This window comes from Micromonospora sp. WMMA1998 (genome assembly GCF_027497375.1).
Lineage (GTDB): Bacteria > Actinomycetota > Actinomycetes > Mycobacteriales > Micromonosporaceae > Micromonospora > Micromonospora sediminicola.
In genome coordinates this window covers 3,741,293-3,754,125 of sequence record NZ_CP114911.1, presented here as the reverse complement: position 1 = coordinate 3,754,125, position 12,833 = coordinate 3,741,293, and the positions used below count along the sequence as shown (strand labels likewise).

Below are 12,833 nucleotides of genomic sequence, written 5' to 3'. Positions count from 1 at the left end.
GCCCGGGGCTCGCCCGGCCGCCGGAAGTCCTGCCGGCGAACGGTACTGTCGGGTCCGTGACCGATCTGGTACGGGCGGAGACCCCGGTGGTGATGGGCGTCCTCAACGTCACGCCCGACTCCTTCTCGGACGGCGGCAGATACGCCGATCTGGACGCCGCCGTCGCACACGGCGTGCGACTGCGCGCCGACGGGGCGGACCTGGTCGACGTCGGTGGCGAGTCCACCCGACCGGGCGCCGACCGGGTGGACGCGGAGACCGAGACCGCCCGGGTGCTGCCGGTGGTCCGGGAACTGGCCGCCGCCGGCATCCCGGTCAGCATCGACACCAGCCGCGCCCGGGTCGCCGAGGCCGTCCTCACCGCCGGCGCGGCCGTGGTGAACGACGTGTCCGGTGGGCTCGCCGACCCGGACATGGCCCGCGTGGTCCGGGACGCCGGGTGCCCGTGGGTGCTGATGCACTGGCGGGGTCACTCCCGCGAGATGCGCGACCTGGCGCACTACACGGACGTGGTGGCCGACGTACGGGCCGAGCTGGGCGCGCGGGTCGACGCGGCGCTCGCCGCCGGCGTGGCCGCCGACCGGATCATCGTCGACCCCGGGCTCGGCTTCGCCAAGACCGCCGTGCACAACTGGGAACTCAGCGCCCGCCTGCCCGAACTGGTCGACCTCGGCTTCCCGGTCCTGTTCGGGGCCAGCCGCAAGTCCTATCTGGGCCGGCTGCTCACCGACCCGGCGGGCGCGCCCCGCCCCACCGCCGGCCGGGAGGCCGCGACGATCGCGACCAGCGTGCTCGCCGTGGCCGCCGGCGCCTGGGGGGTACGCGTGCACGACGTCCGGGGCACCGCCGACGCGCTCGCTGTCTGGCGTGCCACCGGCCGCCCCCGGCTGGCCACCGCGGGCGCCGGCGCGACCGGGGGAGGCGACCGATGAGCGACCGGATCGAGCTGACCGGCCTGCGCGCGCACGGCCGGCACGGGGTCTACGACTTCGAGCGCGCCCAGGGCCAGGAGTTCGTCGTCGACGCCGTGCTCGAACTCGACCTGGGTCCGGCCGCCCGCTCCGACGAGGTGACCGACACCGTGCACTACGGCGAGCTGGCCGAGCGGCTGGTCGCGGTGGTCACCGGCGAGCCGGTGAACCTGATCGAGACGCTCGCCGACCGGCTGCTCGCGGTCTGCCTGGCCGAGCCGCTGGTCGCCGCCGCCACGGTGACCGTGCACAAGCCGGAGGCCCCGATCCCGCACGCCTTCCGGGACGTGGCCGTCACCATGCGGCGTACCCGGTGACCCGGGCCGTGCTGTCGATCGGCAGCAACCTCGGCGACCGCCTCGACCACCTGCGCGGCGCGGTGGCCGCGCTCGGCGACGGCGTGGTGCTGGTCTCCGGCGTCTACGAGACTCCACCGTGGGGGGACGCGGACCAGCCCGCGTACCTGAACGCGGCGGTGATGGTGGTGGACCCGGTGGCGGCGCCGGGCGACTGGCTGGCGCGGGCCCGGGCCGCGGAGGCGGCGGCCGGGCGCACCCGCGACGCGGACCGGCGGTACGGGCCGCGCACGCTCGACGTGGACGTGATCGCGGTCTGGGACGACGCCGGGCGGCCGGTGCTCAGCGACGACCCCGAGCTGACCCTGCCGCACCCCCGCGCCCACCTGCGCGCCTTCGTGCTGCGGCCGTGGATCGACATCGAGCCGCACGGCCGGCTGCCCGGGCACGGGTGGCTGACCGACCTGCTCAACGCCGAGCCGTTGGCCGCCGACGCCCTGGAACTGAGCCCGCGACCGGATCTGACGCTAGAGTCGGACACATGAGTACGACCCGGTCCCCGCAGGATCCCGACCGCTTCCGGATGGGTCCGACCCGGGTCTCCACGCTGGTGGTGGCCGGTCTGGCCGCCGCCGCGGTGGCCTGGCTGCTGATCAGCAACTTCTACGGCGACTTCGCCGCCGACCTGCCCTGGCTGCCGGTGATCACGCTGGCCGGGCTGGCGGTGCTGGAGGGCTACGCGGCGGTCAACACCCGCAGCCGGATCGAACGGCGACCCGGACGGGAGCCGGTGAACCCGCTGCTGGTCGCCCGCTTCGTGGTGCTCGCCAAGGCGTCCGCGCTGGCCGGAGCGATCTTCGCCGGCTTCTACGCCGGGCTGGCCGGCTGGCTCTTCGTCGAGCCGACCAACGCCGCCGTCGGCGACCGGCCCGCCGCGGTCGCGGGGGCGGTCGCCTCGCTGGCCCTGGTCGCGGCGGCGCTCTGGCTGGAGCGGTCGTGCCGGGTGCCTGAGCAGGAGGACGACTCCGACCGCGAGCCGGGCGACCGGGAGACCCCGCGCGGGCGCCTCTGATCAGGGGGTTCCCCACACCCCGGCCCGCAGGTACCGTCCCTGGCGACCGGAGAGCGACGGCCGCCACCGGTCCGCCCGCCCGTGGGCCGGACGCGGCCACCTGGGAGGCGCGGCCAATGGGGTACGACGAGGCGGACCGGACCGCGTCACCGGAGACCTCCTCCGGCGTACCGGCCGCCGTGCTGGAGAACGTCTTCGACGACCCGTCCCACGGCGAACCCGGCCGGGACCGGATCGCGGTGCACGTGGTCTGGGAGTTCCTGCTGCTGGCCGGGCTGGCCGCGGTGACCTGGCTGCTCTGGCGGGAGGACGCGGACGCGCTGCGCGGCGGCGCGCTCAAGACACTGCTCGTCGACGTGGCCGGGCTCGGCCTGCTCACCCTGGCCGCCGGGCTGAGCCTGCGGGCCGCCGCGGTGAACCTGGCGGTCGGTCCGGTCGCGCTGGCCGCCGCGATGCACGTCGCCGAGCAGGGCGACCGGGGCGCCCGGGAGGCGCTGCTGCCGGCGCTCGCGGTGGCCGCGGTCGGCGGGCTGGCGCTCGCCCTGGTCGTGGTGGTGCTGCACGTGCCGGGCTGGGCGGCGAGCCTGGCCGGCGCGGCCGGTGTGATCGTCTACCTGGAGCGGCGGACCGCCCCGGTCGCGGTCCAGGGCGACTACGACCCCCGGCGCACCGCGCTCTACCTCTTCGTCGGCTTCGCCGCGGTGGCCGTCCTCGGTGGCCTCTTCGGTGCGATCAAACCGGTGCGCCGGCTGATCGGCCGGTTCCGTCCGGTCGCCGACCCGGCCCGGCGGCGCGGGGCGGTCGCCGCCGTGGTGACCGCGCTGGCGCTCGTCGGCTCCACGGTGCTGGCGATGCTCGGCGGGGTGTTGATCGCCGCGAACGGGGACGGTCCGGTGACCCCCGGCACCGGGCTGGACTGGACGGTGCTGGCGGTCGGCACGGTGCTGCTCGGCGGCACCAGCGCGTACGGCCGGCGCGGCGGTGTCTTCGGCACGCTGATCGCGGTCAGCCTGGTGGTGGTGTTCCTGGCCTGGACCGTGGCGCACGGCTGGTCGATCGGCCGGTGGGCCCTGGGCGGGGCGGTGCTCGGCGCCGGGCTGCTGGTCACCCGGCTGGTCGAGACGTTCGGCCGGCCCCGCCCGGCCCCGCACCTGACGGCCGTGCCCGGCCCGCCGCACCCGGTCGGGGACGGCCGGATCAGCACCGGCTGGACGACGACCCCGACGCCCGAGTCGACCGACACCTGGCCGTCGGTGCTGCCCGTACGCGAGACCGACACCCCGGTCGACGCCTGGGAGGCGCCCCGCTGGGAGAGCGAGCCGCGGCGCTGGGACGCCGACCGCTGACGTCGAGGAGGGTCGGGTCCGGCGGGGGTCGCGTCCGGCGGGCCGGAGCTGATCTCGCCGGTTAGGCTCGGCGGCATGAGCGAGACTCCTGCCCCCGGCGGCCGTACCTTCGACGAGCTCGACAAGCTCTCCACCGAGGAGCTGCGCGAGCAGGCGTTCCACCTGGCCCGGGAGCGTCGCGACGTGGGGTTCTTCTGGTCGGTGCTGCGGCATCTGCCGAACGCCGACGAGGCCGCCGCCCTGGACGGCGCGCCGAACTCGGTCGGGCCGACCATCGACGAGGCCAACGCGCTGTGGCGGGAGTTGACCGGGCACGGCTACGACGAGTCCGCGCCGCTGCTGCGCGCCGCCTTCATCGACTACCTGATGAAGCACTGACCCGTGGCCGCCCGCCGGCCGACGGCGGTCGCGCGGACGCGCAGGTTTGCCCGGCGCGGCGGCCCGGGAACTGACCGCTCCATGGCCCTCACCAACCGCCCCCGCGCCGTCCCCCGGTACGGCACGGCCGCCGGCACCGGCACGCTCGCCGCGTTCCTGCTCGTCGCGGTCGGCGGCAGCCCGATGTACGGGGACTGGGCGCAGGGCCACACCGATCCGACCGGAGCCGGTGGCTGGTTCCTGCGGCTGCTCTCCTGGCCGGCCTGGCGGTGGCACGCCGACGAGGGGTTGCTCACCACCAACCTGCGGGCGATCCTGCTGCTCGTGGTCGCCGCGGCGCTGCTCTACCTGCTGCCCGGCCCGCAGGTGGACCGGGTGGCCGCCTCGGGCAGCCAGTTCCTCTCCGGTTGGGGCGCGTACGCCCTGGCCGGCGGGATCACCGCCCTGCTCGCCACGCTCCTCGGACCGCACGGCACGCTCTTCGCCGCCTTCCAGGCCGCGAGCGGCGGCGTCACGTACGGCTTCTTCGCCGGCTGGATCGTCGGCCTGGCCAGCCTGGGCGGCCGGGCCTGACTCGCTGCCCGCCGGGCCCGGACGGCTGTCGGGCCCGATCCTCCGGTGACCGGTCTGGCCGGCCGCGCGGGCCGGTCAGGCGCCGTCCACCGCGCCCAGGCTCAGCACCCGGCTGCGCGCGATCAGCCCCACCGGGCTGCCGTCCTCGGTGACCAGCGCGTGGTCGGCGCCGGAGGTGAGCAGCGTGCCCAGCGCGTCGTAGGCCGAGTCGCCGAGCGGCACCGTGGGCAGCCCGGTCCCGCCGTCGGCCGGGAGCGGGTCGAGCACCGCGCGGGTCAGCGGGGTGACCGCCAGCCGGCGGATGCCCCGGTCGGCGCCGACGAACTCGCGGACGAACGCCGACGCGGGCGAGCCGAGCAGCGCGGCCGGGCGGTCGTACTGCTCCAGCACGCCACCCTCGGAGAGCACCGCGATCCGGTCGCCCAGCCGGACCGCCTCGTCGAGGTCGTGGGTGACCAGCACGATGGTCTTGCGCACCTCGGCCTGGAGCCGCAGGAACTCCTCCTGGAGCCGGGTCCGCACGATCGGGTCGACGGCCGAGAACGGCTCGTCCATCAGCAGCACCACCGGGTCGGCGGCCAGGGCGCGGGCGACGCCGACCCGCTGCCGCTGCCCGCCGGAGAGCTCGTGCGGGTAGCGCCGGCCGAACTGCGCCGGGTCGAGGCCCACCAGTTCCAGCAGCTCGCCGACCCGGGCGCGGGTGCGTTCACGCGGCCAACCGAGCAGCCCCGGCACGGTCGCCACGTTGGCGGCGACGGTCTGGTGCGGGAACAGGCCGACGTTCTGGATCACGTATCCGATGCGGCGGCGCAGGGTCACCGGGTCGACGCGGGTGACGTCGTCGTCGCCGAGCAGGATCCGGCCGTCGGTCGGCTCGATCAGCCGGTTGATCATCCGCAGCACTGTCGACTTGCCGCAGCCGGACGGGCCGATCAGCACCACCAGCTCGCCCGCCCTGACCTCCAGGCTGAGCTCGCGGACCGCCTCGGTGCCGTCCGGGTAGCGCTTGCGGATGCGCTCCAGCGTGATCGAGGCGGCGCCGTGACCGGCGGTGGTGCCCGGGGTAACGTCCACGTGTGTTCCTCCACCTGAGCTACCGGGCCGCCCCGGGCAATCCGTGGTTCTCCTGGCAGTACGTGCGGGACAACTCTGACACCATCCTCGCCGCGCTGCGCGAGCACACCTGGTTGACCGCCCGGGCCGTGGTGATCGCCGCGCTGGTGGCGCTGCCGCTCGCGGTGGCAGCGTACTGGTTCCGTTCGCTCGCCGCGTCGATCCTGGCGCTGACCGGCGTGCTCTACACGATCCCGTCGCTGGCGCTGTTCGCCTTCCTCGCGCCCTACCTCGGCATCGGGGCGATCACCGTGCTCTCCGTGGTGGCGCTCTACGCGCTGCTGGTCATCGTGCGCAACACGCTGGCCGGCCTGAACCAGGTGCCACCGGAGGTGCGGGAGGCCGCCGAGGGCATGGGCTACGGCCGCTGGGGCCGGCTGGTCCGGATCGAGCTGCCGCTGGCGCTGCCCGGCATCCTCACCGGCGTACGGCTGGCGACCGTCTCCACGGTCGCGCTGGTCACGGTGGGCGTGGTGGTGGGCCGGGGCGGGCTGGGCCAGCTTATCTTCGCCGGCTTCCAGAACAACTTCTACAAGGCGCAGATCATGACCGGCACGGTGCTCTGCGTGCTGCTGGCGCTGGTGCTCGACCTGGTCCTGGCGGGGATGGGGCGGCTGCTCACCCCGTGGCTGCGCGGGCGGGTCCGGTGAGCGCGAGGAGTGCAGCGCAGCGGAGCCCCGCAGTCGCGAGCGAAAGGCAGGTCCGGTGAGCGCGAGGAGTGCAGCGCAGCGGAGCCCCGCAGTCGCGAGCGAAAGGCAGGCGCGGTGAATCCGGTGCAGCAGGCCGTGGTCTGGCTGAACGACCCGCTGAACTGGACCAACCCCGGCGGCGTGCTGGACCGCCTCGGCGAGCACCTGAGCATGTCCGCCCTGGCGGTGCTGCTGGGTTGCCTGGTGGCGTGGCCGATCGGTCTCTGGCTCGGCCACAGCGGCCGGGGCGGTGGGCTGGTGCTGCTGGTCTCCAACGTCACGTTGGCGATCCCGACCCTGGCCCTGCTGACCATCCTGCCGCTGACCTTCCTCGGCTTCGGCCGGTCGGCGGTGGTGGTGGCGCTCGCGGTCTTCGCGGTGCCGCCGCTGCTGGCGAACGCGTACACCGGGGTGCGGCAGGCCGACCCGGAGGCCCGGGACGCCGCGCGCGGGATGGGGCTCTCCGGCGGGCAGGTGCTGCGCCGGGTGGAGTTGCCGCTCGCGGTGCCCTACCTGGCGGCGGGGTTCCGTACCGCGGCCGTACAGGTGGTGGCGACCGCGGCGTTGGCCTCCTTCGTCAACGGTGGCGGGCTGGGCCAGATCATCCGGGCCGGTTTCGGGCTGGACATCGCGGCCGGCGGCGGCCAGATCATCGCCGGCGGTGTGCTCGTGGCGGGCCTGGCGCTGCTGGTCGAGGGGATCCTCGCGGTGCTGGAGCGGGTGGTCACGCCGCGCCCGCTGCGGCGGGTCAGCCGGCGGGCGAACCGCCGCGCGGCCGCGGCCACGGCCGGCGGCTGACCGCCCGGCGGGCCGGCGCCGGCCCGTCCGTGAGTCGGGCATCACAGCATATCGGCCCCCCGGTGACGATCGGATGACGAAAACCGCTCCGAGTTTGTCGGTCGGGTCCGGAGGATGTTGGGTGAAGTCGCGGGCGGCCGTCCGGATCGCCCGTCGGACACGCGGCCGGCCCATCGGGGTCGCGCCGGGACACGGAAGGCGGGCACTGATGCGCGCACGTGCACGGCTGGCCGCGGGGGCCTTCGGCGCCCTCGCCGCGGCAACTCTCCTCACGGGCTGCGGTGGCGCCGGCTCGTCCGGCACCGACGCTCCCGAGGCGGGCGCCTCGGGTGCCGGTTGCGCCCCGGTGGCGGGTGACCAGCTGGTCGTCCTCACCGACGACAAGAAGCTGCAGAACACCGACAACGTCCTGCCCGCGATCAACAAGAAGGCGGCGACGCCGCAGCTGGTCGCCGCGCTGGACAAGGTGTCGGCGAAGCTCGACACCCCCAAGCTGATCCAGCTCAACCGGGCGGTCGACGTCGACCGGAAGACGCCCCAGGTGGCGGCGCAGGAGTTCGCCGCCGCCAATGGCGTGACGGACGGGATCGAGAAGGGTCCGGGCGGCCAGGTGACGGTGGGCGCGGGCAACTTCAGCGAGAGCCAGACCGTCGCCGAGCTCTACAAGATTGCGCTCACCGCGGCGGGCTACCAGGTCAAGGTGCAGACCATCGGCAACCGGGAGCTCTACGAGCCGGCCCTGGAGAAGGGTCAGGTCCAGGTCGTCCCGGAATACGCCGCCACCATGGCCGAGTTCCTCAACACCAAGGCCAACGGCAAGGACGCCCAGCCGGTCTCGTCCCCGGAGCTGGAGAAGACCGTCGCCGCGCTCAAGACCGAGGGCGACAAGGCGGGCCTGGTGTTCGGCCAGCCCTCCCAGGCGCAGGACCAGAACGCGTTCGCGGTGACCAAGGCCTTCGCCGACAAGTACGCCGTCTCGACGCTCTCCGACCTGGCCGCGAAGTGCTCCGGGCAGGCCACCGTGCTCGCCGGCCCGCCGGAGTGCCCGCAGCGGCCGAAGTGCCAGGCCGGGCTGGTCGAGGTCTACGACTTCAAGGCCGGCTCGTTCAGTTCGCTGGACGCGGGTGGCCCGCAGACCAAGAACGCGCTGAAGACCGGCGCCGCCAGCGTCGGGCTCGTCTTCTCCTCGGACGCGGCGCTCGCCACGAGCTGATCCGTCGCCGCCGGCCGGTCGAACCGGCCGGCCGGCGGCGATCCCGGGCGGGGTCGCTGGTCAGCGACCGTGCATCCGATCGCGCCGACCCGTTCCCCTCCGGTGGAACTCTCGGTAATCTGCTCAGCCATGCCCGCCTCGGTCGCCCCCGCCGACAAGCGCACCCCGACGCCGCTGACCGTCCTGTTCTGGATCGGCGTGGGGTTGGCGCCCCTGGCGGCGCTCATCCTGCTGGTCGCCGACGGCAACGGCACGCTGCGGTTCGGCGCCGTGTTGGCGATCCTCGCCGTGGTGCTGATCGGCCTCTCCATCGCGCTGCGGGCCGAGAACGGCTCCGGTGACGCCGGGGCCGAGGAACTGCGCGAGGAACTGGAGCAGCTCCGACGCGAGTTGCGGTCCGAGATCGTGGCCGCCGCCCAACGTGGCAACCAGGCGCTCGACCAGGCCCGCAGGGCGGAGGAGACGGCCGGCGCGGTGCGTCAGCGACTCGACGCGGCAGCCGCGGGGCTGGCCGCCGCGCCCGCCGAGGAGCGCCCGGGCGGACGGGCCCGGGTGCCGGTGGCCGGCGCGTACGACGCGGGACGGGCGCACCCGGCCGACCGCGACGAGGACGCACCGGGCCGGTCGTCGGGCGCGCGCTACGGCGCCGACGACGCGTCCCGGCTCGACGTCGACCGCCCCGATGCTCACGCCGGTGCGGGCTGGGGCCGGCCCGAGCCGTACGAGACCGACCCGTCGGGCCCGTACGCCGGGGAGCGCGCGCAGCCCGGCGGCTACCGGACCGCCCCGGACCGCTCCGGCGCGGACCGCCCGGGGTTCGCCGGCCACGACGCCGACCCGGCCCGGTCCGACCCGCGCGGCACGGAGTGGCCGTCCGCCGGCGCGCCGGGCGCGGACCGGCCGTCGACCGGCGGATACGGCCAGGACCGGCCGTCGACCGGTGTCCACGGCCAGGACCGGTCGTCGGCCGGTGTCTACGGCGCGGCGCGGGTGGCCGAGCCGGCCCGGCCGGAGCAGCCCCGCCCCGTCGGCGTGGTCCACCACACCGAGACGGTGCACGTCACCACCCGGCACACCATCGTGGACGGTGGCGAACCGGCGGGCGGCCGGTACGGCGGGTTCGCCGGTCGCTGGTCACCGGGAGCGGAGGAGCGGCCGCGGGGTGCGGAGGCGGCCGACCACCGGGGCGTCGGACACCGCGAGTCGGGCCGGGACGAGCCGGCCCGATCCGGATGGTCCGGCTCGGAGGAGGACGGCTGGCTGGGCGGCCTGCGATCCGGCCCGGGCGCGGAACGGACCTGGCCCCGCGACGAGGGCGCCCGCGACGACGGCTACCGGGCCGCCGCGCCCGGTGACGGCTACCGGCCCGCCACGTCGGGCGACGGCTACCGCACCGGCCCGTCCGGTGACGGCTACCGGGCCGCCGCGCCCGGTGACGGCTACCGACCCAGCCCGTCCGGCGACGGATACGGGCGGACCGACGACGGGCGCGAGCACCCCTGGGCCGGTGTCGGCCGGGCGGCCGGCGGGCAGCGGGGCTGGCCGGCGGACGACGGCTGGTCGCGGGGCCCGGGATCGGACCGGCCGGCGGACGAGCAGCGCGACTGGTCCGGCCCGGGTGACGACCGGACCGGTCGGGCGGCGGGCGGGGTGCGAGGCGACCGCTCCTGGCCGCCCGAGGAGCAGGCCGGGCGGGCGCGGGTGGCCGAGCCGGACGGCGCGCACTGGTCGCAGGTGCGGGCCGCCGGCAACCGCTGGGCGGCGGTCCGCGACGACGACCGGGGGCGGGAGATCCGGGTCGGGGAGCGGCGGGCCGCGGTGCACGAGGACGGCGGGGGCACCGAGTACCGGGTCGAGGACCGGTGGGCCTCCGTCCGTGGCGCGCCGGCCGGCGGCTGGTCGCCGGAGAGCCACCCGGCGCTGCCGGCCGGCGGGGTCCCGGTGCCGCAGGAGTGGCGACCGCCGACGCAGCGCAGCGGCCAGCCGGAGTGGCGCGAGGTCGAGCCGGAGTGGCAGCGTCCCGAGCCGGAGCGGCGGCGGCCGGAGCCCGGCGGCTACGGTCACCCGCACCGCGACGCCGACGACCGCTGGCGCTGACCGCGCCCCGGGCTCACTTGTCGATGTCGCCGACCACGAAGAACATCGAGCCGAGGATGGCGATCAGGTCCGGGACCAGGCACCCGGGCAGCAGCGTCGACAGCGCCTGCACGTTCGCGTACGAGGCGGTGCGCAGCTTGAGCCGCCACGGCGTCTTCTCGCCCCGGGAGACCAGGTAGTAGCCGTTGATGCCGAGCGGGTTCTCGGTCCAGGCGTAGGTGTGCCCCTCGGGCGCCTTGACCACCTTGGGCAGCCGGGTGTTCACCGGTCCGGAGATCCGGTCCACCCGGTCCAGGCACTGTTCGGCGAGGTCGAGTGAGGCGTACACCTGGTCGAGCAGCACCTCGAAGCGGGCGTGGCAGTCGCCGGCGGTCTTGGTCACCACCGGCACGTCGAGCTGGTCGTAGGCCAGGTAGGGCTCGTCCCGGCGCAGGTCCAGGTCGAGCCCCGAGGCCCGGGCGACCGGCCCGGACGCGCCGAACGCGGCGGCGTCGGCGGCGGAGAGCACGCCGACCCCGACGGTGCGGGCCAGGAAGATCTCGTTGCGCCGGATCAGGTGGTCCAGGTCCGGCATCCGGCGGCGTACCTCGGCGATGGCGGCGCGGGCCCGGCCGGTCCAGCCGGCGGGCACCTCCTCCTTCAGGCCGCCGACCCGGTTGAACATGTAGTGGATCCGGCCGCCGGAGACCTCCTCCATCACCGCCTGGATGGTCTCCCGCTCGCGGAACGCGTAGAACATCGGCGTGATCGCGCCGATCTCCAACGGGTAGGAGCCGAGGAACATCAGGTGGTTGAGCACCCGGTTCAGCTCGGCCAGCGCCATCCGCAGCCAGGTGGCGCGCTCCGGCACCTCCATGCCCATCAGCCGCTCGACCGCGAGCGCCACACCCAGCTCGTTGGAGAACGCCGACAGCCAGTCGTGCCGGTTGGCCAGCACGATGATCTGCCGGTAGTCGCGTACCTCGAAGAGCTTCTCCGCGCCCCGGTGCATGTAGCCGACGATCGGCTCGGCGGCGACCACCCGCTCTCCGTCGAGCACCAGCTTCAGCCGGAGCACGCCGTGCGTCGAGGGGTGCTGCGGCCCGATGTTGAGCACCATGTCGGTGCCGAGCTGCTCACCGCCGGCCCCGGTGCCGACGGTCAGCTCGCGGAGGTCGCCGGCGTCCGTGGTCATGCCCGTCATCGTGCCATGGTCGCCTCGGGCGCGACGCCGACCGGCTGCCGCAGCCACCAGTGCCCGCCGAGGCCGGCCGGGTCGGTCAGCTCGGCCGCCGCCGACGCGCCGGCCAGCGCGCGTAGGTAGCCGGCCGGGTCCCGGGAGGCCAGGGCCAGCGGTGGTCGGCCGCCGTCGGCTCCGAGCGCCCGCAGCGCCTCCCGCTGCGACACCAGGGTGTACGCGCACCCCGCGACCCGCGCGCCGGCGGCGGCCACCGAGTCCATGGCGACGTGCGCGGTCACGTCGCAGGACCCGTCCGGCACCGGCGGGACCTGCCGCCCGTCCCGGTACCCGGTCAGCGTCCCGTCCAGGGGGCGGGCGTCCCGCAGGTGCCCGTAGTCCACCGCCAGCGCCAGCCCTCGCTCGACCCGTCCCACCGCCTCCGCCCACGCCTCGTCCCGCGTCCCGCCGATCTCCGCCCGGCCGGGGGTGGGGGGCCACCAGTGGGTGAGCCAGGTGGTGTCGGTGCGGCTGAGGGTGGGGCCGGGGGTCTCCTGGCCGGTGGTGGGGTCGACCAGGAGGTGGCGCCAGCCGTCCGGGGTGGGGGTGGCGACGTCCAGGGGGACGTTGTCCAGCCACTCGGTGGCCAGCAGCAGGCCGGTGATCCCCTCGGGGATCTCGTGGCGCCAGTCGATGCCGGGTGGCAGGTCGGCGGGGCGTTCGGCGCGTTCCACCGCGACCGGGTGGATCCGGTCGGCCAGGTCCGGGTCGGCCCGCGTCACCAGCGCGCGGAGCAGCTCGCCCCGGCCGGCGCCCACGTCGACCACGTCCAGCCGGGGCGGCCGTCCCAGCGCCTCGTCGACGGCGGCGAGCTGCCGCAGCAGGCAGGCGGCGAAGACCGGTGAGGCGTGCACGCTGGTGCGGAAGTGGGCGGCGGGGCCGGGGCCGGCCACGAAGAAGCCGTCCGGCCCGTAGAGGGCCCGTTCCATCGCGTCGCGCCAGCGCAGCGCGGGGTACCCGGACGTCACCGGGCCGACCCTACGGCCCGCCCTGGCCGGTGCCGTCCGGTGACCCGCCGGCCCGGCGTCGAGCGGCGCGGACGTACCCGTACGGGCGGTTCCTCCGCCACCG

At 75.7% G+C, this 12,833-nt stretch carries 14 protein-coding genes; 11 read left to right on the top strand and 3 right to left on the bottom strand.

Going from position 1 to position 12,833, the window contains the following annotated elements; translation table 11 throughout:
• Window positions 1–56 precede the first annotated feature (56 nt).
• From folP to O7600_RS16920, 7 genes are all read left to right on the top strand, one after another.
• On the top strand, window positions 57–932 hold the full coding sequence (gene folP / locus O7600_RS16950) for a dihydropteroate synthase (RefSeq protein WP_281588537.1): 876 nt from the start codon (window positions 57–59) through the stop codon (window positions 930–932).
• The gene (folB, locus tag O7600_RS16945; protein ID WP_281588535.1) at window positions 929–1,288 is read left to right on the top strand and encodes a dihydroneopterin aldolase; all 360 of its coding nucleotides are present in this window, start codon (window positions 929–931) and stop codon (window positions 1,286–1,288) included. Before folP ends, folB begins: the two co-directional genes overlap by 4 nt.
• The gene (folK, locus tag O7600_RS16940) at window positions 1,285–1,812 is read left to right on the top strand and encodes a 2-amino-4-hydroxy-6-hydroxymethyldihydropteridine diphosphokinase (protein WP_281588533.1); all 528 of its coding nucleotides are present in this window, start codon (window positions 1,285–1,287) and stop codon (window positions 1,810–1,812) included. Before folB ends, folK begins: the two co-directional genes overlap by 4 nt.
• 38 nt (window positions 1,813–1,850) lie before the next feature.
• The gene (locus O7600_RS16935) at window positions 1,851–2,339 is read left to right on the top strand and encodes a DUF3180 domain-containing protein (RefSeq protein ID WP_281594180.1); all 489 of its coding nucleotides are present in this window, start codon (window positions 1,851–1,853) and stop codon (window positions 2,337–2,339) included.
• A gap of 116 nt (window positions 2,340–2,455) precedes the next feature.
• On the top strand, window positions 2,456–3,685 hold the full coding sequence (locus O7600_RS16930) for an ABC transporter permease (RefSeq protein WP_281588530.1): 1,230 nt from the start codon (window positions 2,456–2,458) through the stop codon (window positions 3,683–3,685).
• Window positions 3,686–3,760: 75 nt separating this feature from the next.
• On the top strand, window positions 3,761–4,063 hold the full coding sequence (locus O7600_RS16925; protein WP_091568655.1) for a hypothetical protein: 303 nt from the start codon (window positions 3,761–3,763) through the stop codon (window positions 4,061–4,063).
• Between the two features lie 81 nt (window positions 4,064–4,144).
• The gene (locus O7600_RS16920; RefSeq protein WP_281588527.1) at window positions 4,145–4,636 is read left to right on the top strand and encodes a hypothetical protein; all 492 of its coding nucleotides are present in this window, start codon (window positions 4,145–4,147) and stop codon (window positions 4,634–4,636) included.
• 75 nt (window positions 4,637–4,711) lie between these two features.
• On the opposite strand, the gene O7600_RS16915 is transcribed toward O7600_RS16920, so the two are convergent.
• On the bottom strand, window positions 4,712–5,710 hold the full coding sequence (locus O7600_RS16915) for an ATP-binding cassette domain-containing protein (protein ID WP_281588525.1): 999 nt from the start codon (window positions 5,708–5,710) through the stop codon (window positions 4,712–4,714).
• A 2-nt stretch (window positions 5,711–5,712) separates the two neighbouring features.
• On the opposite strand from O7600_RS16915, the gene O7600_RS16910 reads away from it, so the two are divergent.
• The 4 genes from O7600_RS16910 to O7600_RS16895 all read left to right on the top strand — a co-directional run bounded on the left by O7600_RS16910 (window position 5,713) and on the right by O7600_RS16895 (window position 10,546).
• The gene (locus tag O7600_RS16910) at window positions 5,713–6,399 is read left to right on the top strand and encodes an ABC transporter permease (protein WP_281588523.1); all 687 of its coding nucleotides are present in this window, start codon (window positions 5,713–5,715) and stop codon (window positions 6,397–6,399) included.
• A gap of 114 nt (window positions 6,400–6,513) precedes the next feature.
• A complete protein-coding gene (locus O7600_RS16905) occupies window positions 6,514–7,236 on the top strand; it encodes an ABC transporter permease subunit (protein ID WP_281588521.1) in 723 nt (240 codons plus the stop codon).
• A 208-nt stretch (window positions 7,237–7,444) separates the two neighbouring features.
• Window positions 7,445–8,449, top strand: a complete 1,005-nt coding sequence (locus tag O7600_RS16900; RefSeq protein WP_281588519.1) for a glycine betaine ABC transporter substrate-binding protein — start codon at window positions 7,445–7,447, stop codon at window positions 8,447–8,449.
• Window positions 8,450–8,578: 129 nt separating this feature from the next.
• Entirely contained in the window at window positions 8,579–10,546 is a 1,968-nt protein-coding gene (locus O7600_RS16895; RefSeq protein WP_281588517.1) for a hypothetical protein, read from the top strand.
• A 13-nt stretch (window positions 10,547–10,559) separates the two neighbouring features.
• Here O7600_RS16895 and O7600_RS16890 read toward each other — a convergent pair whose 3' ends face one another.
• Window positions 10,560–11,729, bottom strand: coding sequence for an NADH-quinone oxidoreductase subunit D (locus tag O7600_RS16890; RefSeq protein ID WP_281588516.1), 1,170 nt, complete (start codon window positions 11,727–11,729; stop codon window positions 10,560–10,562).
• Window positions 11,726–12,691 carry an SAM-dependent methyltransferase gene (locus O7600_RS16885; RefSeq protein WP_281594179.1) on the bottom strand — a complete coding sequence of 322 codons (966 nt, stop codon included), beginning with the start codon at window positions 12,689–12,691 and terminating at the stop codon, window positions 11,726–11,728. The genes O7600_RS16890 and O7600_RS16885 overlap by 4 nt, the downstream gene beginning before the upstream one ends.
• Between the last annotated feature and the right edge of the window lie 142 nt (window positions 12,692–12,833).